Source organism: Anatilimnocola floriformis (assembly GCF_024256385.1).
GTDB classification, from domain to species: Bacteria; Planctomycetota; Planctomycetia; order Pirellulales; family Pirellulaceae; genus Anatilimnocola; species Anatilimnocola floriformis.
In genome coordinates this window covers 4728878-4752983 of the sequence record NZ_JAMLFW010000001.1, presented here as the reverse complement: position 1 = coordinate 4752983, position 24106 = coordinate 4728878, and the positions used below count along the sequence as shown (strand labels likewise).

Below are 24106 nucleotides of genomic sequence, written 5' to 3'. Positions count from 1 at the left end.
TCGCCAACGACTGCGGCGAAATGTCGCACCACCCGCCAGCGTCATCCGGGCAACCAGAGGTAGCTATTCTTCGCTGCGGCCAGTCAAATAACGACCATGAAAACCCTGCCTTGGTTCGCGATCATTGTCACGTTTGCGGTTTTGCGCGCTGCGACGGTAACTGCCGCTGAGCCTCAAGGGCGGTTGCTGTTTCTCGGCGTCGCTTACGACGAAGGGCCGCCGAAAGGGCAGACGGCCGATCACTTCAATTACGCGCCGGATAACTTCACGCGGCTGTTGCAGGCTCAAGCCAAGGGCCAGTTTCAGGAATTGAAGTTCGACACGTTGAAAGGGGGCGCGGCGACGCGCATATCCGTCGCGGCCAAGTTGCGTGGTCTAAAGCAAATCGCGCGCAAGGAAGATCTCGTCTTCGTTTACTGGGGCACTCACGGCGGCAGCGACAAGCAAGGCTGGTCGGCGAATCTTCCCGGCGACGGCCAGATACTCGGCTCGGAGATCAAAGATGCGTTGCGATTGCTTCCCTGTCCTGCGTTGGTGGCGATCAGCACTTGCGGGTCCGGAGGTTTCATTCGTCATCCAGGGCAGGGCGTCGATCTGCCGGCGAACGTCGTCGCGCTCTGTGCTTGTCGGCGAAAGCAGACCACGAACAATGAACTCGATGTGTCGCTTCTCGAAGCCCTCGCCGGCTTTGGCGATGCCAACGACGATGGACAGGTGACGCTCCAGGAAGCGCTCGATTACGTACCAGCGCGTTACACCCGAATCACTCGCGACACCGAGTCAGCCGATCTGCAACCAGTCGTCGGCCATGGCGAGCGAGCGGTGCTCGATCGCGTCCTGACCAAGACCAACGATTCGCACGTTGCCGTGGTCTACGAAAACAAATGGTACGGCGCGACGATCCTTGAGCGGCACGATGGCAAGGTGAAGGTTCGCTACCTGGGCTACGACTACGCCAATCGCAAAGGTGGCTTTCACTTCGCCGATGAAATGGTGCCGCTAGAGCGAGTTGACTTCCCCGGCGATTATCCGCCGATCGAGGTCGAGTGGAACGGCGCCTGGTATGCCGCGAAAGTTTTGAATCGAGCAGAGAGAGGTTTTCGCATTCACTACGTTGGTTATCCCGCGTCGGACGACGAAGACGTGCTGCCCCGGCGAATTCGCTTTCCTTTTGTCGGCGGCGTGGAGCAGATTCGCAGCGCCCGACCGAAAGCGAAGTAATTCATGACCGCCAGCGGAAATAGAATTCCGTTGGCCACAAAGAAAAACCATGGTGAAAACAACGGCATTTCGGTTGCGTTTGAGTTTGCGAACCTTATTGCTGTTGATGACGACTGCTGCCGTTCTTTGCACTTGGCTGAGTTATGAACTCGCCAAAATCCGGACCAAGTCGCATGTCATTCAGGTGATTGCGAGCAATCGAGGAAGCGTCAGAACCGCGATCTGTAATTTCGAAGGGTTTTATCGTTGGCTCGGCGACGAGATGCCTGGTGAAGTAGTTGACGTTCACATCCACGAGGGTGACGTCGAAGCGCAGTTCGACGCACTAGCCGAGTCGCCGCAGCTCGAGTCGCTTCATTTAATTTGGCAAGCCCCAAGGCCCCACTTGATAGTGCCAACTCTTGCGAACTTGAAGGAGTTCGAACTTACCGGGCCCGCCACTGCTGAGCGCTTGCGCAACCTAAGTCGTTCACCGCGCTTGGAATCTCTCACTATCAGGTACGGCGAAATCGACAGTGCCGTCCTGAAGAATCTGGCAACTTGCCAGCGTTTGAGGATTGTTTCTTTCAAAGGAACTCCTCTGCAGGACGATTTCTTGAAACCGCTCACCGCCTTCCCAAATCTCGTATCCTTAGATTTATCCAGCACAGGGGTGACTGATGAAGGATTGCAGCACGTCGCTCAAATAGCCAGCCTCGAATATCTCTGGTTGAATGGCCTCGACGTGACCGATGCTGGAATCGCGGCACTCAAAAAATTAAAAGGCTTAAAAGGGCTGCACCTTCGACACTGCCGCAACCTCACTGATGCAGGAGCAAAGCACCTGCCAGCTATTGGTCGGCTCGAGATGCTATCGATGGGCCCCGCCATTACCAGCGACGTAACACCAGTCTTCGAGTCGATGCCTGGGCTCAACCACTTAGTGCTCTGGAATGTCACCATCAACAAAGAAGCGATTGCCGCGATGCAAACTCGACGCCCCGATATGCAGGTCTTCTTGGCGACAGATCCTTTCTTTTCTGCCGACCAGCCTTCGTCAGCGGATTAGCCGTCCACTACTTCAATCAGCGACTAGGCCTGATGAGTCCGTGAACTCGGCGGGATCGAGTATAATCAACCACTTCTCGCTCCCTTAATTTCGGCAGCTCAGCTCATTCATGTACGACGCGTTTCTCCTCGTTTCCTTTGGCGGTCCCGAAGGCCCCGACGATGTCCTTCCGTTTCTCGAGAACGTGCTGCGGGGCAAGAATGTGCCGCGGGAGCGAATGCTGGCCGTGGCCGAGCATTATCAGAACTTCGGCGGCGTGAGCCCGATCAATCAGCAGAATCGAGAGCTGCTGGCCGCGATCGAGAATGAGTTTCGTGCAAACGGAATTTCGCTTCCCGTGTATTGGGGAAATCGCAATTGGCATCCGCTGTTGCCCGACACGCTCGCGCAGATGAAACGCGATGGCGTGCAGCGAGCGCTGGGATTTTTTACTTCGGCGTTCAGTTCGTACAGCGGCTGCCGGCAGTATCGCGAGAATATTGCAGCCGCTCAGCAAGTGGTCGGCGAAGGTGCGCCGGAGGTCGACAAGCTGCGGATGTTCTACAACCATCCGGGTTTCATCGAGCCGATGATCGAGCGCACACAGGCGGCGTTTGCACAGATTCCTGCTGAGCGACAGACGAGCACGCCGTTGCTCTTTTCAGCGCATAGCATTCCCATGTCGATGGCGGGGAACTGCCGGTACGAAGCTCAGCTGCGCGAAGCAGCCCGGCTGATTGCCGAAGGGATCGGCCATCCCGAACATCGGCTGGTATTTCAAAGCCGCAGCGGCCCGCCGACGCAGCCGTGGCTGGAACCGGATGTGGGTGACGTGGTGAAAGAATTAGCCGCGGCGGGGACGAAAGATATCGTCCTCGTGCCAGTCGGTTTTATTTCCGACCACATGGAAGTGCTGTACGACCTTGATCACGAAGCTCACGACCTGGCCGGCGAACTGGGGGTGAATTTTGTGCGCGCTGGCACTGTCGGTGTGCATCCGCGGTTTGTGCGGATGATTCGTGAATTGGTCACCGAGCGAATGAGCGGAGCAGAGAAGCCCGCGCTCGGTACCTTCGGACCGAGCCACGATGTGTGCCCGGTCGATTGTTGCAAGTACGAACCGCGACGGCCGACTTAGTTGCCCGTGCCGCTGCCGCCACTCGCTCCGCCGCTGCCGGCGCCACCGGGCAAGCGCGGAGCCGGAATCGATTGCATCATCGCGTTGTTGATGGCATCGAAGTACGCGCCCGAAGCGCCTTCCGGTTGCGTGTAAGTGATCATGACCGGCGGCAGTTGGCCCCCCGGCACGATGCGCGAGATGTAATTCTGCACCGAGAGGACGCGGCGCTGCGTGTCTTCCGGCGTGTCGCCGACGAGCACAAACACGGCCCGGCGATGGATGGGGGCTTGAGTGACGATCCACTTCACTTGCAGTTCGCCAGCGCGGTTCAGCTCTTGCGTTTCGGGGTTGAAGAGGAACGTGCCGACGGTGTTCTGCATCTTCCAGCCGTTGTTGACCTGGATGCAGAAGTACTCGCGGGTCACCGCGCGATCGGCCGACTGGAACGGCTCGGGCCAAGCATTATTGCGATGAAAGTCGCGATGTACGCTTTGCCAGAAGGTCAGCTGTTGACCTTGCTGTTGCGGTTGTTGAGCCGCGGCGGTCGCGGGAAACAGCGCGCTGCCGGCCGCGAAAGCTAAACCGAGCGAGCTGGCCAACAAGGTTCGGCGCAGTATCCAATGGCGCATTGCAGCATCCTTCCTGACGACCACGTGGCGAAATGGTTTCTGCCGAAACCTATTGACTTGTCGCCGATGCCACAGCCTGACGACGCTTGGTCAGGCTGTTGGATCGGCGCTTTTGGGTGAATCCTGACAGCTATCATCGGGTGCGCGCGGCGGCACATTGCAATCCCGCCGCGAGCCATCTTAAATCCGTTGCGACCGGAACGGCGAACTCCGTCCAGTCGGCAAACCTTGCCAATCGCCCGCCTGGAACAACTATCGGAATCGCCAGCCTGATCGCCTCACCTGTGCGATTTTCAGCGAACATTTCGAGCTCTTTTGCTCGCTGCCGGGTACAATAACAGGGTCTCCTCTATTCGCAGGTTCCTGCAGCGAAGGTCGTCGCCATGCCTCAAGCCGTTGTCGATCCGGAAGAACTCCGGCAGTTCGCCCAGAGTTTGAAAAAATTCAACGCCCAGCTGCGCGATCGTGCGAGCGCCCTCGGCAATCAACTCGCCACGCTCAGCGCCACCTGGCGGGATCAGGAGCACAAGAAGTTCTCCGAAGAGTTTGAGCAGAATATGAAAGTGCTGCTGCGGTTTACCGAATCAGCCGATCAGTACGTGCCCTATCTGCTCCGCAAGGCAGAGCACATCGAAGACTACCTCCGCTCGTGACGTGTAGTCATCACGCTCCGTGTGGTGCTTCGTAGACCGGACCAATGGTCCGTCCCTATCAGCGAGCAAATTTCGATCTACAGTTAAACCCGCGCACAGACGGACCAATGGTCCGTCCTCCAACACACGATGGCGAAATCGGCGAACCTAACCTCGACAGAAGCAGTCACCGCGCTGCGGGCTTCACTCCTGCAATTTGCAGAAGAGGCTCAGCACGCCCTGACCGCACTACAGATCGAAGGCCAACGGCCCATCGAGTGGATCGACCACGACCGCACGCTCTATTGGCCGCGAGAAATGCGGAAGGCCTCGGACCGCGTCGCCGAAGCCCGCCTGGAATTGCAACGTTGCGAAATGACAATCAGCGGTGAAGACCGCCGGGCTTGCATCCAAGAAAAGAAACTGCTGCAAAAAGCCAAGGCGCGGCTGGAACTGACGGAAGAGCGGATTCGCACCGTCCGCCGCTGGAAGATCGAAATGAAAAAGGCGGTCGAGGATTTCCAGGTGCAGCTGGCCCGCGTGCAGCGCTACCTGGAAAACGACATTCCCATCGCCGGCGCTGAATTGCTGCGGATGATTCAAGCCCTGGAAGCGTATACGCAAAGCTTCGGCGAACGCTCTACGTCTTCTGCCATTCCACCGACAACGTCAATCACGCCGCCGGAGACCAACCCATGAGAGTTTGCGATCTCAACTCAGGTATGGGGCAATTGAGTCAGGCCTATGGAAAGCTCCGCGAGCGACTCGTGGAAACTCGCGAGGTTTGGAAGGACGCCGCCTTCGAGCAATTTGATCGCGATCGGCTGAATGAAATCCCCGCGCGGCTGCAACGACTCACGGCGGCCGTGAATGCCCTGATCGAAGTGGTCGATCGGGCTGAGCGCGAATGTGGCGAGCCGCGTGACGAAAGCTAAACCGATTCGTCCTGCATTAGAATGAGCACTTTGAAACGACTCCTCGAATTCAGCACCAGGAACGACCAGCGGTGACCACGGCGATTACAACCGAAGAACAGCAGCAGCTGATCGCCCGCCTGGCGAAGCTGGTCACCGACCGCGCTGGCGAGGAAGTTCAGATTCGCGAAAAGCACGCTCAGCGTCTCGCTGGCATTCAAAGCCGGTATGAGCTGTTGCGCAATCAAATCCTCGCGCAGTTCGAAAATCGCCACGGCACGCGGATCAACGATTTTCGCGTTTCTCGCGATGCAGTTCTCGTGAAGTACGAAACGGCGGGGCAAAAAGTCCTTGTCGAAGAAGTTCGTTTCGATACTCGCGAAAAAGAACAGCACACCGAATCGATCGAGGATGCACGCAATCTTCTCGCTCATCGCCGCGAGCAGATCCAAGCCAACTACAAAGAGGCGGAAGTCATTCCGCGCGTCGAGTTGGCCAAGTTCAAGCAGCAGATTGTGCAATGCGAAACGCAGATCGCTGCCGTCGATGTTGACGCTCAAGCGGTGATGCGGCCGCGTGCGCCGTGGCCTGAGAATAGTCAGCCGCCGCCCGGTGTGCCGGAAAGTCTGCCGAAGAACAGTTACTTCGAACGGATCGCCGGGAGTCTGTCGTACGCCGGCACCAAGCTGTACGAACTGCGGCAGGAAAAGGTCGCCCGGTTCCTTGAGGACGGTTGGCCGTTTTTGATTTTCATTTTCTCGCTGTTCGCGTTTCTCGTGCTGACGCTCGCGGCGTTTATGTGGTCCTATTTGCCGGGCATCACCTGGCTGTATGCGTTGAGCGCGTCAATCGTGTTGCCGATCGTATTCGCCCTCGGCACGCGGCAGATTTTGCGGCCGCTGGCGCAGCGACATGCGCTGCGGATCGTCGGCGAGTTTCAGCAAGCGATTGCCGAGGCGCGAGCACTTGCAGCCGCTGCCTTGCGTTCGGCTCAAGCCGAAGCCGATCGTCAGCAACGGCAACTTGCCGAGCGTCGCGATGACAATATGGAAGCGGCCTATGCCGAATGGGAACGAACCGACGAAACCGAGAAGACTCGACACAATCAGGTGACCCAGCAAGCCACGGCCGAGTATCTGCGCCAGCGCTCGACCATCGAAGAATCGCACGAAGGGGCCTTGCTCACCATCGAACAGCAATCGCCGCCCGAAATCGAACGGCTGGAGGAAGATTTTCAACGGCAACTGCTGCAGGCCAGTTCGTCGTTTCGCGCCGAACGTTCGGCAGAGCTGCAAAACTTTCAGCAGCAATGGCAAGAGTTGAAAGCCCGTTGGCAAAACGGCTTGGCCGAGTTTGAAGCCGTTCTCGGCGCGATGAACGAGTATTGCAATCAACACTTCCCCTCGTGGGATTCGGTAACGAAGCGTTCGGCGCAAGAGATGAGCAAGCTCTCGCCCGATCTCGCTGCGTTGCGCTTCGGCCATTATCACTTCGACCCCGCTGCGCTCGCAGGGCAAGCGCCGAGCGAGGAATTCAAACTGCCGCAAACCGTTTGCGAATTTCCGGCCGTCCTCTCCTATCCCGCGGTTCCCTCGCTTCTGCTCGAAGCCGACGGCGAAGGTCGCGACGCCGCGGCGAGTGTTCTCCGCAACGTGATGCTGCGGATGCTCACGTCGCTGCCGCCCGGCAAAGTGCGATTCACGGTCATCGATCCGGTAGGACTCGGTCAGAACTTCTCGGCCTTCATGCACCTGGCCGACTATGACGAACGACTCGTGGCCAATCGCATTTGGACCGAATCGCAGCACATCACGCAGCGGCTGGTCGATCTGACCGAGCACATGGAAAAGGTGATTCAGAAGTATCTGCGGAACGAGTTTGCCTCGATTCAGGAATACAACGCGCAGGCCGGCGAAGTGGCCGAGCCGTATCAAGTGCTGGTGATTGCGAACTTCCCCTCGAACTTTTCCGAAGAAGCCGCCCGCCGACTGGTGAGCATCGCCAGCAGCGGCGCTCGCTGCGGCGTGTATACGCTGATTAGCACCGATCGCAAAATGAAGTTGCCGCCAAATTTTAATTTGGCCGATCTCGAAGGGCCCGCCGCCACGTTGCAGTGGGATGAAACGGCGAAAGCATTTCGCTGGCAGCAAACGGATCTTTCTCCGTTGCCGCTGGTGATGGAGCAACCGCCGGACGACGATCACCTGACCGACATGATCCGCACGATCGGTTCGACGGCGAAAGCCAATGCCCGTGTCGAAGTGCCGTTCGGCAGCGCGCTGCCATCGCTCGATCGCTGGTGGACGGCTGACAGCCGCGCCGAAATCGAAGTGCCGCTGGGCAGGGCCGGCGCGAAGAAGATGCAGATGATGCGCCTCGGCAAGGGAACCTCGCAGCACGTGCTGATCGCCGGCAAAACGGGCTCGGGTAAATCAACGCTCCTCAACGCTCTGATCACCAACCTGGCGATTCATTACTCGCCGCACGAGTTGCAGTTCTATCTGATCGACTTCAAGAAAGGTGTCGAATTCAAAGCCTACGCGGCGCAGCGGCTGCCGCATGCTCGCGTCATCGCCATCGAAAGCGAACGCGAGTTTGGCATGAGTGTGCTGGAGCGACTCGATCAGGAGCTGCGCGAGCGCGGCGACTTGTTCCGCAAACACACGGTGCAGGATTTGAAGGGCTATCGCAATGCGAACCCGACGGCGGTCATGCCGCGGATCTTGCTGGTGATCGACGAATTTCAGGAGTTCTTTACCACCGACGACAAGATCTCGCACAACGCAGGATTGTTGCTCGATCGTCTTGTTCGCCAAGGCCGCGCGTTCGGCATTCACGTGTTGCTCGGTTCGCAAACCCTCGCCGGTGCTTACTCGCTCGCCCGCAGCACGATTGGTCAGATGGCCGTCCGCATCGCGCTGCAGTGCAGTGAATCCGACGCGCATCTCATCCTCAGCGAAGACAACTCCGCGGCCCGCTTGCTCAATCGGCCCGGCGAAGCCATTTACAACGATGCGAATGGTTTACTCGAAGGAAATCATCCGTTCCAAGTCGTCTGGCTCTCGGACCACGAGCGCGAAGGCTATCTAAAACAGCTGCACCAACTTGCCGAAGAGCAGGGAAAATCGGCAGGAACGCTCACGGTCTTCGAAGGGAACGAAGCGGCTGATCCACGCGAAAACCGGCAACTAGTCCAGCTCGTACAAACGCCACCGACTGCGATGCCGACCGCGCCGCGCGCCTGGCTGGGTGCTGCAGTAGCTATCAAAGATCCGACCGAAGTCGTTTTCCGCCGTCAGGCCGGCGCGAACATGCTGATCGTCGGTCAGCAGGAAGAACTTTCGCTCGGTGTGGTCGCGAACAGCTTCATCGCGCTCGCCGCCGCCGTGCCGAAGTCTGACGATGGCCCGAGTTTCTACGTGCTCGACGGCATGCGAGGCGATGCTCCCGAAGCGGGCTTTTGGCCGAAGCTCGTCGCAGAGTTAAAAGTTCCCGGCGTCGTTGCCGGCATTCGCGAGAGCGACAAAGTCGTGCAGGATCTAGCCGCCGAAGTCGATCGTCGCATGAATGCCGGCGAGCAATCGGCGCCGCCGAAGTTTATTTTCGTCTATGACCTCGCCCGCTTCCGCCGTTTGAAAAAATCGGACGACTACAGCTTCTCGGATGACGATGGCGGCGGCAGCATCGACAAGCAATTCGTCACGCTTCTCCGCGAAGGTCCCGCCGTCGGCATTCACACGATCATTTGGAGCGACAACTGCACCAACGTCACCCGATGGCTCGATCGCCAAACGCTTCGCGATCTGGAATACCGCGTGCTGTTTCAAATGTCGGCGAGTGACTCGAGTCAGCTCATGGACAGCCCCGCCGCGAGCAAGCTTGGTCCGCATCTCGCGCTCTATCACAGCGAAGAGCAAGGCTTTGCCGAAAAATTCCGGCCGTATGGTTTGCCGACCAAGGAATGGATTGAGTTCGTCAAAAACGCGCGATGAGTTTTTTTAATCGCTCGCGATAAGCAAAAAACTCCACCTCCAGCCGATGCCGCGGCGAGCGGTCGTAGTGCAACCCGCCGCCAAGATCGTCGTGGCCGCGCGACTTCAGTTGGCGGAACCATTTTGCCTTGGCCGAGTCAGTTTTCTCCGCGTTCAGAAACGCCGTCATCAACTTCGCCTGACAATCGACGAGCGGCCAAATGGCGCCGTTCGGTTGAATCCAGCCGGCGACGAATAGACGATGATGCTGCGGATGGAACGCGTTGAGGAACAGCCGCGACGAGCCGTTGTCGTTGCTTAGCAGCGCAGGATCGGCAAAGGGGAGCGTCGTCTTGTAACCCGTCGCAGAAACGATGATGTCTATCTTTTCCTCGCGACCATCGGCGAAGACAACTTTGTCACCCGCTAGCGACTTCACCGCCGGACGAACTTGCACATGGCCGTGGCCGACTGCGTAGAGCAGCTGTGAATTGACGATTGGATGTGTTTCGAACAACCGGTGCATCGGCTTCGGCAGGCCGTAGCGCTCCGGCCGACCGACGGCGATGCTGACAAGCCACGCGGTGATTCGCTGCTGCAGCCAAACCGGGATTCGCCATTTCTGAAACAACTCACCACCGGCATCGAGCGGCCCGCCGAAGAGAAACTTCGGCAGGAAATGGTAGCCGCGACGCAAACTCAGAAACGCCGCGCTGCCGTGCGCGGCTGCTTCGACGGCCAAGTCGCAGCCGCTGTTGCCGCCGCCGATGACGAGCACGCGCTTGCCACGAATCTGCTCGGGTGTTTTGTAGTCCTTGGCATGAATGATCTCGCCACTGAATTCGCCGCTGAACTCCGGCCAGAGCGGATCGTGATGATGGCCGCTGGCGATCACCACACCGGCGAAGAGTTTTTCGTCACCACCGGCAAAACGTATTTTCCATTGCTCGGTTTCGCCTGCTGCGAGTTCCACACGTTCAACGGTCGTGCCGAACCGCGTGACGTCGTACAAACCAAAGTGTCGCGCATAATTTCGCAGGTAAGTCAGCACCTGGTCGTGACGCGGGTACGGCGGATATTCCTTCGGCATGGGAAAGTCCGCGAACTGACTCATTCGCTTCGACGAAATCATGTGCGTCGAATGGCAGACGCTGCTCGACGGTCTGCCGAAGTACCAGTTGCCGCCGACGTCGTCTTCGCGCTCGAAGATTTCCACGCCGAAGCCGGCAGCGCGAAACTGTTTCGCGGTCGCCAGGCCCGCAGGCCCGGCGCCAATGATGGCAAACGTATCCGACATGAGTGCTACGGAGCGACTAGTTTGTTGCGGGGGCTACCCCGTGCTGCTTGAACCAAGCCTGCAGCCGCTTCCAGCCGTCTTCGGCTTCTTCCTTGCGATAGCTGGGGCGATAGTCAGCGTGGAAGCCGTGCGGCGTCTTCGGATAGAGATGAATTTCCGACGGCTTCTTGGCTTCCTTCAGCGCGGCTTGCATCTTTTCGACGGTGTCGTTCGGAATGCCCATGTCATCGCCGCCGTACAGGCCGAGGACCGGCGCGTTCAGATCGGCCACGATGTCGAGCGGGTACTTCGGCTGCAGGTCGCTCTTGTCGCCGACGATGCGACCGTACCAGGCCACGCCGGCCTTCAGGTTTTTGTTGTGCGCCGAATACAGCCACACGATGCGGCCGCCCCAGCAAAAGCCGGTGACGGCGAGCTTGTCGGTGTTTCCCTTGCCCGACTTTTTTGCCCAGGCAACGGTCGCATCGAGATCGCTCATCACTTGCGAATCGGGCACGGTGCGAACGATCTTCAAGATCTCCTGAAAATCGGTCAGCTTCGAAACATCGCCTTGCCGCGCGTAAAGTTCCGGCGCGATGGCCAGATAGCCGAGCTTGGCGAAGCGGCGGCAAATGTCCTTGATGTGCTCATGCACGCCGAAGATTTCTTGCACGACGAGGACGACCGGAAAGTTTTCACCCTTCGCTGGCATCGCGCGATAGGCGGGCATTTCGCCATCGGCGGTTGTGATTTTCACTTCGCCCGCTTCGAGGCCATCGGTGTTCGTGGTGATGGTTTCTGCCGAAACCGGTTGCACGGCGAGTGCGAAACCGGTTGCGAGCGATGTCACCACAAAGCCGCGGCGGGTGAAGTCGAGCTTGGGGAGGAAGTTGATGATTTCGGGATGCATGGAAAATTCCTGTGAAAGGTAGGATGGGTCGAGCGTACTCGCGAGGCCCACCGTGAATGTGGTGGGCCTTACGGAGTACCGTTCGACCCACCCTACTACGATCGAAACATCACGACAGCGCTTGTTGTGTTCGCTTCAGCACGCCACTGTCGCGATCGCTGCTGCCGCGCAGATTGTAGACGCTCGCGGCCAGGAAGTGATCCCGCCAGGCAGGTGAGATGTGACGATAGTCTTCGATGACGGCCGAGCTGAATTTGTAATCGTGCGCGTCGCGCCCCTTGAGGAAAACGAGCAGCCGAGCCCGGCGAATGAACTCGTCAGCGTTGCTGGAGTCTTGTGCGTAGGCGAGTGTCGCTCGCGCCGCGGCGTCGCGATCGCTGCTGACCTTGGCGAAAATGTCATCCAGATTGGCCGAGCTTTTTTCGGCTGGCTCGAGCTTGAGAAGCTCGGCATCCGAAAGCTTGCCGCGGCGAACCATCGCATCGCGAAACATCGGCAGAAAAGCGGCGTTCTGCAGCAGGAGCAGCCGACGCGTTTCGTCGAGCTGAGCCCGCTGGTAGGCGTAATGCATGGCGTTGCTGGTCGTGAGTGTGTGCAATCCGACGATGCCGGGCTGCCGCATCAGCAGTTCGCCGCCGCACACAAACATGCCGTCCCAAATCGATTGTGGGCTGACGCCTTGATTGAGCATCTGTACGACCACTTCGCAACATTCGCCCGGCTTCGCTTTGCGGAACGTCGCGAGCAGTTCCTTGGTTGCGCCTTCGTCGACTTTGCCATCCTGCCAATCCATCCGAATCGCTCCGATCCGTTTTTGATTCTCGCGATAAGGCCGATCGGCATCGTAGTCGTTCTCGGCAGGATTCTTATCTCCTTCGAAATTCAGCATCGCGTAGACCAGCGAGCGAACCACCGGCTCGGCGTGTTGCCAGCCCATTACTTCGAGCGCGCGAAAGGCGTTCGCGACATAAATAATCTTGTGGCCGATCGCCCGAAAATCGCGCGAAGCATATCGGCTCAGCACTTCAAAAATCTCACCAGCACTCGCCGTGCGGGCAAAGACGGCGGCGGCGATATCGGCGGGTTCTTCGTCCCATTTGTCGAGCGACTGCACCAGCTGTTCGCGAGCTTCGTGCGGCGCCGGAAGCTTGCCGTCCTTCACTGGCGGCATGGTCCAGTTCCCTTCGGTCACGTCCTTGGCTTGCGACGACTTGAAGGAATCGATGGCCCAGAAAATCGGCAGCCAGCGATGCTCATCGGGCGATGCCAGGCTGGCCAGGTGCGCGCTGTTGACGACGAGCACTGCATGAAACTTGAAACCAACCGCGGGTCGTGGCTGCACATTGCGAATGCCGGCGAGCTGCAGCGCGGTCACCACCTGTTGATAGTTGACCGTACCCTTTTTGATGCGGCTGGCAACTTCTTCCAGAACCTTGTCCTGCGAAGTGTTCTCGAGCAGCTGCACGATCGGTTCGATGTCGGAAGTGAACTGCACCGAATGGGGATTGGGCTTGGTTTCTTCTGCGGAAACCGCCGGAAGTTGAGCGAGCCAACTGCTGCCGAGCAAACCGAAGGAGCCAGCGGCGGAGGCCGATTGCAAGAAGTTACGACGCGAGAATGAACCGGCCATGAGAGGTAGCTCCGTTGCTGCCCGGGATGGAGAGGCGCTAATCCGTGCGCGATTAGTTCAGTCTAGGACTTGCAGCAGCGCGCAACAATCTGAGGAGGCACGCCTCGCTGTGACTCGGAACATTAATTTTGCGAAGGTGATTGCGCAGTGCTGCCTGCACTTGCCAAACGTGTGTTGCGAGTCACGGAGTGACTCGCCTACGACTAGCGTTCGCGATTGCCTTGATGCCAGATCTTCAGAATCACGCTGTTCGATTCCGTGCCGGCCAGCGGATACTCGGCGCCGACTTTCAATTCCAATTCGCGCAAGAGCGCGCGACGGCTGGCTTCGGCTTGTTCTTCTTTCCACTTCGGCCCTTTGATCACCAGCAGCCGATTGATCGAAGCCCAGTGCGGCCGGAACCAAGTGAGCAGCTCGGCGAGCGGGCCGACGGCGCGAATCGTGAGCGCGTCCCAACGCGTATCGTCGAGCAGTGTTTCGGTGCGAGCATTGAAAACCGGCACGTGAAGCTTCAGTTTCTTCACCAGGTCTTCGAGTACGCGCGCCTTCTTGCCGACAGTATCGCTCAGCGTCACTTCCAGGTCGGGGCGAATGATTGCGAGCGTCAGGCCCGGCACACCGCCACCGCTGCCGACGTCGAGAATTTCTTCCTGGGGATGAACGAGGCTGGCGAGCTGCAGCGTGTCGACCAGGTCGCGCGTGACGAACTTTTCGTACGTCGTGTGCCGCGTCAGATTGATCTTCTCATTCCAATCCCAGAGCAACTTGCAGTAGCGATCGAGCACTTCGACCCGATCGGCGGGGAGCTCGATTTTGTGACGAGCGAGCGCAGCCGGCAGCGTGTCGTTGGGATAGGGATCGAACGGCGGCGTCTTCGGCGCGGGTTCGGCAGGGGCGCTGGTATCTGGAATGGGCTCGTCAGTCACGCGGCAAATCTTTGAGTTAGCGATCGAGAGGGAAGTACGCATTTAATATGACGTTGCAGCCCCCCTTTCGTAAGGCCGTCCCGCCAAATGATGCCTGTTCCCTCTCCTCGGTACTCCGGGGAGAGGGTTAGGGTGAGGGGTGAAGCGGGATTGACGCAGAATTGGGCGAGGTTGCAAGTTAGCCCCCCGGCCCTTTCCCTGGCGTACCGAGGAGAGGGATTAATCGAGTGCTAGACGTTGCGGAGCAAAGCGCTCAAAGCAAATGCCGTGGCGATCAGCGGATCGTTTTCGCGCATCCGGTCGGATTCGTTTTGCCAGCGGCCGTCGGCTTGCTGTTCTTTCAGGAGTATTTTTTCGATCCCTTGCTGCCGGCCGGGACGATCGGCTTGGGGCAGTTGCGGCAAAATCGCAGACAGGCCGGAGTAGTAGTAAAACCGCAGACCGCGACGCCAATCGGTTTCGGCAGGCAGGTCTTCAAAGCCGGGGACCACATCGAGAACGGGCCGTTTGCTGAGCCAGGCGACGGCCTGTTTGACGTCGTCGTTTTCGGCAGTTTGTCCCAATGCCAGTAAGCAGCGCACTCCGTCGACGGTCGCACTGCCGTAGGAGCGCGGCCGCGCGCGGGCTTCGTCGGCGAACTCGGCTTTGTTGTTGAGCGACATCGGCTCGGGCGTGAAAGCAAAGCCGCCGTCGGGTTGTTGGCAACGAGCAACCCAACCTTTGGCCGCGGCGCGAGCCTTGTCGGCGGCGGCCGATCTGTCGAGGCTCAGCGCTTCCAGAATGTGCGCGACCACGGATACGTTCGTGCCGGTAGTGATGCCCATCGCATCGCCCGCGCCGAGAAAATCCCAGCCGCCGTAGCTGGCTTGATCGGGCGTGAAACCGCGGGGCTCGAGCAGCTGCGCGCCGAATAGATAGTCGCGCAGAAGTTGCGGCGATTTGAACTTGAAGCCGATCTTCTCGGCCAATTGCGCCGAGGCAGTTAGGATTAGCGCGCAGCCGTAGGTCGGAAAATCGAGTGAGCCATCGGGTGCGGCGATGGTCTTCTTTTTCTCTAGGCCGGTTCCCAAGAAGCGGAACGCGCGCTCGATGACCGGCTCGTGCATCTTGGCCGTGGCAACGGGAAACTGACTAAGCAACTCGAGCACGAGTGACGTAACCGCAGCGCCACCTTTGAGCTGGCCGTAGGCTTGCGAGTGCCAGCCGCCATCGGCTGCTTGTTGCTTGAGCAGCCAGGCCAGACCGCGGTCGATGGCGGCAGTTCGATCGGCGGAAATTTGGTTCAAGAGCGTTTTCTTTGGTAGCTTCAAGTAGGCCGTAACAGGCGGTACTCCGCGCTATTCCGGCATGATTTGCCGCGCGACATTGGTCTGCAGTTCTGCCGGAACTGCGTGAGTACACTTGTTCCGGCCTACATCTATCGGCTAATTAGGCCTGCGAGATTGGCAGGTATCGATTGGGCGACGTCAGCACCAAGATCGCCGCTGCCGTGCAGAAGGTGCGACTGGTGATGCAGTGATGGCCCGTCCAGCTTCCGTCGGCGTTTTGCACGGCCAGGATCTTTTCGCGAATGGTGGGGAACCAGGTCGCCCAGTCTTTGCCGCCCTTTTGCAGCATCGTCTCGGTGATGAGATGAAAGGCGAGGTACTCTTCGCCGCCGGCTTGCGAGAACGCCGTGTTGTCTTTGTTCACTAGCTGTTCAACGTCCTTGAACGCTTTCTTGGCAACGTCTTCGTTTTCCATGCCGAGGGCGTACAACACGCGAATGCCGGTCGCATTTTTATAGAGCGTGTGCATCCAGCTGCCTTGGTTCTGATTGAGCGAGGTGCTCATCTGTTGAACCAAGTGCTTGGCCGTGAGCTCGGGCGAACTGCCGACCTTCATGCCCGCGTAGTGCGAGGCCCGCAGCGCGACCCAGCCCATCACCGTGCCGAGCGTTGGCGCCCACGATTGATTGCCCCAGTGACCTTCCGGAGTTTGCGTGCCGATGATGGCCGTGATGATCTTCTTCAAGCCATCGCGCACGGGTTCGGTGTCCCAACCTTCACCGATGACTTCGGCCAGGAAGAGAGCGGCGAAAAAGCTGTGCGCGTGACGGCCGATTTTATTTTGCAACTGCGTGCCGTTTTGCGAAGTGATGTCGTCGTTCGGCATCACCTCGGCGGCGCGGAGAATGTACGAGACCAGCCGTTGCACTTCGCGACTGCGCGGGCCTTCGACTGGCGTGTTGCCTTGGGCCATGAGTGCCAGGCCGACCATCGCCGAGCAGCCGATGTCTTGCGGTTGGCCAACATCGACACCGCAACCGCCATCGCGGTGCATGGTCTTCATCAGAAACTCTTCACCGCGGCGAACGGCTTTTTCGCTCTGCGGAGTGAACTCGTTGAACGACTTGACCTCTTCGGCCGGCTTCTCTTCCGGCTTGGCCTGTTCCTGGCTCAACAACCGATGACCACTCAGCAACGACAGACCCGCCAACCCCGATGCACCAGCCAGCACCTGTCGGCGAGAAACACGCGACAATCCCATGAGAACCATCTCCTAGTGCGCGAACGAAGACCGCGGTGATCTGGCGGAGCCCGCAACAATGGCCCCATTATCAGCGGCCCATCGGCGCAGGTCAATGGAAAGGATTGGGCGGCAACGATTTCCGGTCAGCAGCTAGTTTGAGGCGATGACCGGAGTTGTCCGGATTGTTCCTAAAATTCAGGCGGTCCTGCCGTTTGAGGCGGAAGTCAGTTAGCGCTTGCCCGGCGTGAGAATGCTTCCGAGATAATCCAGAAATTTTCGGATTTTAGAGACTAGTTACCGATTAGTTGTGGATGATTTATGGGTGTTGTTGTAAGTCTATTGTTAGTTGTTGTTGTGCAATTTCCCGGATGTTGCGCGGAAGTTGTTGGCTGGCAAGGCTTTGCCACGAAATCCGGATCACCCGAAGCACAGACGACTGTTGTGAGCTTTTTGGACGTGTTTGGCGCAAGGCGTTTCGCCGAAACAGGTTGCGGTTGTTTTCGGCGGCGCAACAACTGTTGTGAAAGCCTACTGTGCCGGTGGAGGATTGCTGGCGAGGGGCTGCACCTTGAGCGTTTGCAACTTGCCGGCGCGTTCGATGAGGAACGTCAGCGGCGCTTCGGCGGTCGACAGCAGTCCGGAAAAATCCTTGCCGGTTTCGAACGTGTGATCGTTCAGTGAGTAGACGCGGTCGCGGAGTTTCAAGCCGCCGACATCCGCGGCCGAGCCGGGGATGATTTGCGTCACCAGCATCACGCCGGGTTCGCCGTCGTCTTCACGCCAGGTCATGCCGACGCGAATCGGGTTGCCGATGGGCGTGACTTTGATCGTCAGCGGCTCGGCTGTTCCGGCGCGAGTGATTTCGAACGTGCATTCCCCTTCGGCAGCCAGCATTTGCTGACGGAAGAGCTTTTCTTCGGGAATCGGCTGGCCTTGGAACGAATGAAGCTTGTCGCCCATTTTCAGACCAGCCCGATCGGCTTGCGAACCGGCGGTGATCGAGGTCACGACCGGCGCGCTTCCTTCGACGATTCGCCAGCTCACGCCGAACCGCGGCGGGCTTGGCTGCACGGGGCGTTCTCGCTGCGTTTGCACTTCGGGCGATTCACGCTTCGAAGCTTCACGAAACGGCGCGATGGTATCGGCATTGGCGAGCTCGATGAGCGTGAGGGTCATCAGCCGGCTGACTTCGCGGATCCCTTCGACGTTGATCAGATGGGCGTCGTCGCTGGGGCGGTGATAGTTGTCGTGCAAACCGGTGTGGAACATGAGGGCCGGAATGCTGCGGGCAAAGAAGGGCCAGTGGTCGCTGTCTTCCTTCATTTTCCAGGTGAAATCGACGTTCAGCCCGACGTGCTGATTCTGCTCGCTGATGATCCGCCGCAAGCCAGGCGAAGTGCGCGAGCCGTAGATCTCGACCGTGTTGTTTCGCAGCCGGCCGATCATGTCGGCATTGATCTTGAGCTTTACGCGCTGCAGATCGATGGTCGGCGTGGAGAGCCAAAACCGCGATCCAATCAGCCCAGCTTCTTCGCCGTCCCACAGCGCAAACAGAATGCTGCGCCGCGGCCGCACAGGCAGATGATTCACTCCTTCGGCGACTTCGAGCAACCCCGACACGCCGCTGGCGTTGTCATCGGCGCCGTTGTGGATGTATCCAAACGGACCGTAGCTATTGCCGGGCCGGCCGTAACCGACATGGTCGTAGTGAGCGCCGAAGATGATGACTTCATTCTTCAGCTTTTCGTCGCTCCCTTCCATCATTCCCAGAATGTTGCGTGAGCTTCCTTGAAAGCCTTGAAAGAAGCTCCCCCGATCGCCGGCCGGCGACAGTTTCAACTCGCTCAATTCTTTGGCGAGATAATTTCCCGCTGCCTGGCCGCCACGGCTGCCGGCTTCGCGGCCTTCAAAGGTGTCGTCGGCGAGGACATCGACAAAGCCCTTGAGCTCATCCTTGGTGATGGTGTCGGCCGCTGCCAGAGCCGCGGCCTTGGCGGTGACTTCTTCGGCTTTGGAGGCGAGCGACGGCACAAATCCGAGCGCGCTGCATGCGAGAGCGCCCACGGCGAACCTTTGCCAGCCACGGAGTGTCTTCGAGCTAGTGAGGAACTTCATCGCGGGGCCTTTGCCGTGGGGGAACGGAGGTTGAGCCGGGCCAACAAGCGGAATGTGGTGCGGAACAACCGTTGCTCGTCGAATTTTCGGAACCGCCGTGAGCAGAGAATGACAAATTCCGCACCGCTGGAGTAACCCGCACGGCTTGCAGTCGACGGCAAGTTCAGTAAAAATTACCCAGCAGGCAAACGCAACCGGGTGCAGCACTGATTAGAGTGGGTTCAATTCCCAAAACGATTTGGGAAGCCGAGTTGCGATGCCGATAGAGTAGAGTCTAACCGTCTGAGTTCGTTTGTCGGGCGTTATAGACAGATACCCACCTGGAGAGGTGGCTGAGTGGTCGAAAGCGCCGGTTTGCTAAACCGGTGTACGGGTCAAACCGTACCGCAGGTTCGAATCCTGTCCTCTCCGCTAGCGACTTGTTGAAGCTCGCAACGTGTTGTGAAGCAACGCCTTGCGAGCTTCGGCTGTTTTGGGACCACTGACTTGTCCCGGTTTTGTCCCGGTCGCTGACCTCGGGATGATTAGCGCCACGGTTACTTGCGCTGCGAGTCGGCGATACTATGCCGACAACAAGGGCGGCGGCAATTAGGCCGCTCGCCCAGAAACGAATTACCATCTAACTTCTCCAAACGAAAAATGCCGGCACTTTGGCCGCCGGCTTAGCCGTCCCCGAAGGGGACTTTCTTCATTTGCTTCTGAGATTCTTCATCGCTTAAGCGGTAGTAGCGGTCGCTCGCCGTTTCCCGGCGTCCGTCCTTGTGGTTCTGCCACGCGTCAACGACTTCTCTTGGGATTCCTTCGTTCACACAGTGCGTCTTGAAAAACGCACGAAGACTGTGCAGCACAAACCCGTTGTTCTTGCGGCCCGCCGGGATATCGAGTTTCCCGAGTGCTTCCTCAAACGCTTCGGTCAGGTGCTTCATGTTGTGGCGGTGATCGCCATTTGGGTACTGCCGACTCGGCGGCGCGTTTAGAAACCAAGTCCGTTTGCTCTTCGGAATTATTTCAAGCAACTTTTTGAGTCGCGGATGGATCGGCACTTTCCACGAATCGCCGGACTTCGTCTTGTCCTCGCCCTCGCGAGAAACAATGTGTATCCAGTTGCCATCGAGATCAACGTCGCCGAGGTCATATCGGAGACGCTGGCACTCGCCGGCCCGCATTCCTGTGAATGCCAAGATGCTCAACGCGACGAGTCGCGGACCGGTGAACTGGCTAAGGACTTGATTCACTTGCATCAAGTCAGGCGAGCCCTTTGGCTTAGACCTCGGCTTTACAAATGTTTCGTTGGCAAGCGGATCCTCGGTGACCAACTTGCGCTCGGCGCACCATTTGAAAAAGCCCTTGAGGATTACGAGCTCGGTATGAACCGTCTTTTCAGCTCGCTCCGCCGATCGTTTAGCCCGATAGCGATCAAAGATCCGAAGGGTGACATCCGCGATGTGCTTCGTCCCGATTCCGTCGCAGAACATCTGAAACTCGCGGATGGCGGAGGTGTACTTGTCCTGTGACTTCTTCCGGAACTTCCCGCTCCGCTTGAATGCAAGATATTCATCCTTGGCTTGCGCAACCGTTACGAGCGGCAAAGCCTCTTTCGTAACCTGGCGAGAAGGCCTGTATTCACCTTCGATGAGTTCGGCTTCGAGGGCGACTGCTTGTCTGCGAGCAGCTTTCTCGTTCCTTGTCCTGAGCGACACCCGGTGGTGTTTTCCGCCCCAGTAGAAGCAGGCCGTCCATGTTTGCTTGCGGCCCCGCTTGTAGATCTTGACCCGTTCACCGACTAGCAGCCGGTCTCCTTTGTTGGACATTTGCGTTCATCGTTCTCACCTTTGCAGTAATTAAGGGAGCCGCTGCGCAGCTGCGAGTAAACAAGCTCTAGGATGGCGTCTGCCATTCCGTACCGTTGAAGAGCTTCTTGATGACGCGATCGCGCCAGAAAAAATGGTACTTGCCGCGAGTTTGGTAGGTGCCTTCGAGATAATCACGCGCTACCCACTCGTAGATGGTACGCACTTTCAGGCCGAGCAATTCGGCCAGTTCATGCGTCTGGAGTATTCCACGAGCTGAACCAAATGTCGAATTGATTTCGTCCTGAGTCAACTTCGGCATCGGCTTGCGGTTCCGCTTTCGCTTCATTTCGATCTCCACTGCTTCCGGAATAACAGCTCTCACACGAGCATTATACCTACAAGTAGTAACGGATCCAGTGGTTTTTTCCTACAAGTAGGAACAAACCTTGCGATGCTACCCGGGGTTACTGCCCCAATATCTGCTTGCAGATACGACCGAGATCGATCGAAATCTCGATCAGCGGCTGAAACTCGGATGCAGGGACGGCTTTGCTTTTGAACTTCATCCATCCTGAGTCGTAATCGCCGATAATCCACCTCATGTGGCTGCCGTCGCCCGTCAGTACCTTACCGCCCTTGCCGTGAATCGTTGCGTCCGCTGCAAGCGAGGTATGCAACTTACTTTTCCGCGGGCCGGGGTTCGACCGAATGTGGTTCATGATCCAAGCAACATGATCCCGTTTGACTCCCGCCTCGATCAATCGCACGACGGCGACCAGAAGCGTGGACGTCAGCAGGTCGAACTCACGGGGCTGACCCCGTGCATCATCGACTACACGCGACTCGATTGTCTCCGGAACCAGACGGTGCTCAATGCAATAGCGTAGTTTTCGCAAATCTGCCTGCGTGCGCTCGTTGATGATCAGCAGGTTGTAGTAATCCGTGGCCATTTTCAGATCTCTTGCTTGTGTGGAGAATGGTAATGTACATCGTCACACGCACGGGAAACCGGGCGTGCGACGAACCGGGCAGGGTTCGCATCCTGCCCGCTAGTTGTGGACGCCGAGCACGGCGTCACTCAGAAGCCAGCGGCAATCCACCCATTCGACGCCTCCCCTGGGAAGGTACGCCCGTGAACCTGCTGGTGTTCCGATGGCAATGCTGCCTGCGTTTCACGAAAGTGCTCGAGTTCTTCGAGGATCACGAATGACTCGCAAACATGGCCCCGGAGCCGCCGCACCAAGCTATCAAGCCGTTCGATGGCGGCGTCACTGCGCAATTCCTTCATTTCCCTTTATCTCCTTAATTTCCTTACCAGTAGTGCCCACTTCCGGGCTGTTCGCTAGATTTAGCTCGCGAGTGAAGTGCGCTTTGGCGATCAGCCGCGCAAGAAGATCCAGAAAACCGTCAATTGCTTGCTGCTCTACAGGAGTAACATTTGCGGAATCTGGATGGGAAGGAGCGGAGCCGGCCACGTCAGACGCAACCGACTCTGCCTTAATTTTGCCCTTCGACTTGAGTTTGCTCATCTCAGGGCAATGTCGATGGTGGCGATGAACGCTGAAATTAGCGGACCGACTTGGTTCAGCAGGCATGCCTTCGCATGGGAATCCAGATCAGCGTAGGAAATCACCTTGGCGCTGGCGACATTCGAGAGCTCACGAATGTCCGATTCGACGTGCAGAAACTCGTCGCAGTCGAAATAGCAGGCACCCAGGCCACCGGGGATATTGAGAACGGCGACGACGAGTTGGCCGGAATCGTCCGGTCCCTGGTTCGGATAATAGCTGCGGCGGAGAACAACGTTGCCGACAAAAATTGCCGGCGCCACGATGCCGGCCTCGTGCATCCGGCTCAACTCGGAGTTGATCGCCGGGATGAGTGAATCAGCTGCGAGCCTCCCCGCCGTGATCTGCTCGTGGATGAACCGCAGCTGCTCGGGCAGCGTCAACAAACTGTCTGACATTTCATGTTCCTTGTGAAGAATCCTCCTGTAAGTAATGAATAGTGAGATTGCTCTCGAAGGGTAAGGCGGGGACGCGGAAGCAGGTTAATCTGTTCCAGCGTCAGGAAAAGCGACATTACCAGCACGGGTGATCTCATTTTGTCGCGCGGAAGATCAAGGCACTGATTGTTGCGTCGAGCCCGAACTCAGGGGAAAGCCCTTTGCTCTGGCAGTCACGGTAGCCATCCGTAACTAGGGTCTTGAGCAACTCCTTGCTCGCGCCGGAGACCTCGGCCAAGTAACAGATCATTCTAAGTTTCAACTCGATCTTTCGGACTGATGATGACCAAGCGTATTCTTCCCGAATCTCGAAGTCTACGTCGCGAAACTCCCGGTAAAGCAACCGCTCAACCTCGCGTTTGGCATCCTTTTCATCCGCAGCAACATCGTTACCGATTTGGAATGTTCGCAGCACCAAGAGATCATCAAATAGCTTTTCAAGTTGTGAGCTAGAGTAACGGTCGTTGCTCTCAGCTCTGATGTCTCGGATTTCGGCGAGTAACACGAAAGTCACAGTTACCATGTCGTGTTTGGGCAACTCGGTGAGCTTCTTGGCACCATCGATCGAACCGACGAGCTCCTTCCAATCAGTCTTGGGCGGTGATGTTAGAACGGCGTCGACAGCAGTCAAGAGAACGCCGGCGGTCCGCGATCGGAATTGCTCCAGAGTGCCCACAACGAGAGCTTGGTTCTTTAATTCCTCCTTGCTCAACGCGGAAGGTTGGCTTGGGGATGGGGAATTGGTTGACGTGCAACTGCACCCTGAGTGCATAGCGGAAATGCAAAAGAACAGGGTTGCAAACAGGCGATAATACGATTTCTTCATGCGAAGTGCCTCCTTGGGCGGAATGGGAAAGCGGAGGTAGAGTTCGCGTCCAGTCAACGAAAAAGGACGCTGAACCCAGCCTGCTCCCACGACCCCCGCCAAGGGGCCAGACGAACAGCACTAGGCCAGCGCCCCTCGCGGGGCGTGGCACAAGCGCTGCTTCGTCTAATGCTGAGCCCGAAGGCTCAGTTGGCGGTATTTGTGGGAAGCAGATCTCGATGCTCACGCATCGTTCGATGTAGTCATTTCGCCGATTGTTCGGCGTGGTTTGTTTCGATCTCCTGGCAAACTGTTAGTTACAGGCAGTTGCGCTGCCTAGGTCCGGATTCTAGTCCGGCCTTGCCTTGCTCGCAAACGCACGGCGACTGCGGTGCGAAGTGACACCTTTCGTCACAGATGAGTAAACATGCCGATGACGAAATTGTCGGCGGCAATGCGCTTGTTAGCGCGCTGTGCGAGGTTAAAATCCTCTCCTCTTTGGAAGTCAGCGGTCTAAACCGTGGCCGAATCGTTGTTCCAACCTGAGCGGCAAGTGCCCGCCGCTCACGATCTTCATCAGGTAAAACTTGTCGGTCTACCAAAGCACTCCTCGACCAATCA

At 58.0% G+C, this 24106-nt stretch carries 22 protein-coding genes and 1 tRNA gene; 8 read left to right on the top strand and 15 right to left on the bottom strand.

Annotated features, from left to right (window positions below; translation table 11 throughout):
* The first annotated feature begins 96 nt into the window (after positions 1-96).
* The 3 genes from M9Q49_RS18535 (at position 97) to M9Q49_RS18525 (ending at position 3386) form a co-directional block, all read left to right on the top strand.
* Positions 97-1221, top strand: coding sequence for a hypothetical protein (locus tag M9Q49_RS18535; protein WP_254510314.1), 1125 nt, complete (start codon positions 97-99; stop codon positions 1219-1221).
* Between the two features lie 49 nt (positions 1222-1270).
* Positions 1271-2269 carry a hypothetical protein gene (locus tag M9Q49_RS18530; RefSeq protein WP_254510313.1) on the top strand — a complete coding sequence of 333 codons (999 nt, stop codon included), beginning with the start codon at positions 1271-1273 and terminating at the stop codon, positions 2267-2269.
* 109 nt (positions 2270-2378) lie between these two features.
* On the top strand, positions 2379-3386 hold the full coding sequence (locus M9Q49_RS18525) for a ferrochelatase (protein WP_254510312.1): 1008 nt from the start codon (positions 2379-2381) through the stop codon (positions 3384-3386).
* Here M9Q49_RS18525 and M9Q49_RS18520 read toward each other — a convergent pair.
* On the bottom strand, positions 3383-3997 hold the full coding sequence (locus M9Q49_RS18520) for a hypothetical protein (protein ID WP_254510311.1): 615 nt from the start codon (positions 3995-3997) through the stop codon (positions 3383-3385). The two genes, M9Q49_RS18525 and M9Q49_RS18520, sit on opposite strands and share 4 nt — an antisense overlap.
* 383 nt (positions 3998-4380) lie before the next feature.
* Here M9Q49_RS18520 and M9Q49_RS18515 point away from each other — a divergent pair, with 383 nt between their 5' ends.
* The 4 genes from M9Q49_RS18515 to M9Q49_RS18500 all read left to right on the top strand — a co-directional run bounded on the left by M9Q49_RS18515 (position 4381) and on the right by M9Q49_RS18500 (position 9535).
* Positions 4381-4650, top strand: coding sequence for a WXG100 family type VII secretion target (locus tag M9Q49_RS18515; RefSeq protein ID WP_254510310.1), 270 nt, complete (start codon positions 4381-4383; stop codon positions 4648-4650).
* Between the two features lie 129 nt (positions 4651-4779).
* Positions 4780-5328, top strand: coding sequence for a hypothetical protein (locus tag M9Q49_RS18510; protein WP_254510309.1), 549 nt, complete (start codon positions 4780-4782; stop codon positions 5326-5328).
* Positions 5325-5564, top strand: a complete 240-nt coding sequence (locus M9Q49_RS18505) for a hypothetical protein (protein WP_254510308.1) — start codon at positions 5325-5327, stop codon at positions 5562-5564. The genes M9Q49_RS18510 and M9Q49_RS18505 overlap by 4 nt, the downstream gene beginning before the upstream one ends.
* Before the next feature lie 71 nt (positions 5565-5635).
* Positions 5636-9535, top strand: coding sequence for an FtsK/SpoIIIE domain-containing protein (locus M9Q49_RS18500; RefSeq protein WP_254510307.1), 3900 nt, complete (start codon positions 5636-5638; stop codon positions 9533-9535).
* Here M9Q49_RS18500 and M9Q49_RS18495 read toward each other — a convergent pair.
* The 7 genes from M9Q49_RS18495 to M9Q49_RS18465 all read right to left on the bottom strand — a co-directional run bounded on the left by M9Q49_RS18495 (position 9519) and on the right by M9Q49_RS18465 (position 18882).
* Complete coding sequence (locus M9Q49_RS18495; protein ID WP_254510306.1) at positions 9519-10811, bottom strand: flavin-containing monooxygenase; 1293 nt, start codon at positions 10809-10811, stop codon at positions 9519-9521. The two genes, M9Q49_RS18500 and M9Q49_RS18495, sit on opposite strands and share 17 nt — an antisense overlap.
* Positions 10812-10827: 16 nt before the next feature.
* Entirely contained in the window at positions 10828-11700 is an 873-nt protein-coding gene (locus M9Q49_RS18490) for a dienelactone hydrolase family protein (RefSeq protein ID WP_254510305.1), read from the bottom strand.
* A gap of 109 nt (positions 11701-11809) precedes the next feature.
* Positions 11810-13330 (bottom strand): hypothetical protein, encoded by a 1521-nt coding sequence (locus M9Q49_RS18485; protein ID WP_254510304.1) that lies wholly within the window; start codon positions 13328-13330, stop codon positions 11810-11812.
* Between the two features lie 203 nt (positions 13331-13533).
* Positions 13534-14256: a 16S rRNA (guanine(527)-N(7))-methyltransferase RsmG gene (gene rsmG, locus M9Q49_RS18480; RefSeq protein WP_254510303.1), complete on the bottom strand. Its 723-nt coding sequence runs from the start codon at positions 14254-14256 to the stop codon at positions 13534-13536.
* Between the two features lie 230 nt (positions 14257-14486).
* Positions 14487-15542: a prenyltransferase/squalene oxidase repeat-containing protein gene (locus tag M9Q49_RS18475; RefSeq protein WP_254510302.1), complete on the bottom strand. Its 1056-nt coding sequence runs from the start codon at positions 15540-15542 to the stop codon at positions 14487-14489.
* A 142-nt stretch (positions 15543-15684) separates the two neighbouring features.
* Positions 15685-16785: a hypothetical protein gene (locus M9Q49_RS18470; protein WP_254510301.1), complete on the bottom strand. Its 1101-nt coding sequence runs from the start codon at positions 16783-16785 to the stop codon at positions 15685-15687.
* A gap of 510 nt (positions 16786-17295) precedes the next feature.
* The gene (locus M9Q49_RS18465; protein WP_254510300.1) at positions 17296-18882 is read right to left on the bottom strand and encodes a M28 family peptidase; all 1587 of its coding nucleotides are present in this window, start codon (positions 18880-18882) and stop codon (positions 17296-17298) included.
* Positions 18883-19204: 322 nt separating this feature from the next.
* Here M9Q49_RS18465 and M9Q49_RS18460 point away from each other — a divergent pair.
* A tRNA-Ser gene (locus M9Q49_RS18460) sits at positions 19205-19293 on the top strand.
* Between the two features lie 251 nt (positions 19294-19544).
* Here M9Q49_RS18460 and M9Q49_RS18455 read toward each other — a convergent pair.
* The 7 genes from M9Q49_RS18455 to M9Q49_RS18425 all read right to left on the bottom strand — a co-directional run bounded on the left by M9Q49_RS18455 (position 19545) and on the right by M9Q49_RS18425 (position 23506).
* Positions 19545-20693, bottom strand: coding sequence for a tyrosine-type recombinase/integrase (locus M9Q49_RS18455; RefSeq protein WP_254510299.1), 1149 nt, complete (start codon positions 20691-20693; stop codon positions 19545-19547).
* 67 nt (positions 20694-20760) lie between these two features.
* Entirely contained in the window at positions 20761-21057 is a 297-nt protein-coding gene (locus tag M9Q49_RS18450) for a hypothetical protein (protein ID WP_254510298.1), read from the bottom strand.
* 82 nt (positions 21058-21139) lie between these two features.
* The gene (locus M9Q49_RS18445; protein ID WP_254510297.1) at positions 21140-21625 is read right to left on the bottom strand and encodes a hypothetical protein; all 486 of its coding nucleotides are present in this window, start codon (positions 21623-21625) and stop codon (positions 21140-21142) included.
* A 128-nt stretch (positions 21626-21753) separates the two neighbouring features.
* Positions 21754-21963: a hypothetical protein gene (locus M9Q49_RS18440; RefSeq protein WP_254510296.1), complete on the bottom strand. Its 210-nt coding sequence runs from the start codon at positions 21961-21963 to the stop codon at positions 21754-21756.
* The gene (locus M9Q49_RS18435) at positions 21944-22204 is read right to left on the bottom strand and encodes a hypothetical protein (protein WP_254510295.1); all 261 of its coding nucleotides are present in this window, start codon (positions 22202-22204) and stop codon (positions 21944-21946) included. The genes M9Q49_RS18440 and M9Q49_RS18435 overlap by 20 nt, the downstream gene beginning before the upstream one ends.
* Positions 22201-22641: a hypothetical protein gene (locus tag M9Q49_RS18430; RefSeq protein WP_254510294.1), complete on the bottom strand. Its 441-nt coding sequence runs from the start codon at positions 22639-22641 to the stop codon at positions 22201-22203. The genes M9Q49_RS18435 and M9Q49_RS18430 overlap by 4 nt, the downstream gene beginning before the upstream one ends.
* 133 nt (positions 22642-22774) lie before the next feature.
* Positions 22775-23506 carry a hypothetical protein gene (locus M9Q49_RS18425; RefSeq protein WP_254510293.1) on the bottom strand — a complete coding sequence of 244 codons (732 nt, stop codon included), beginning with the start codon at positions 23504-23506 and terminating at the stop codon, positions 22775-22777.
* Between the last annotated feature and the right edge of the window lie 600 nt (positions 23507-24106).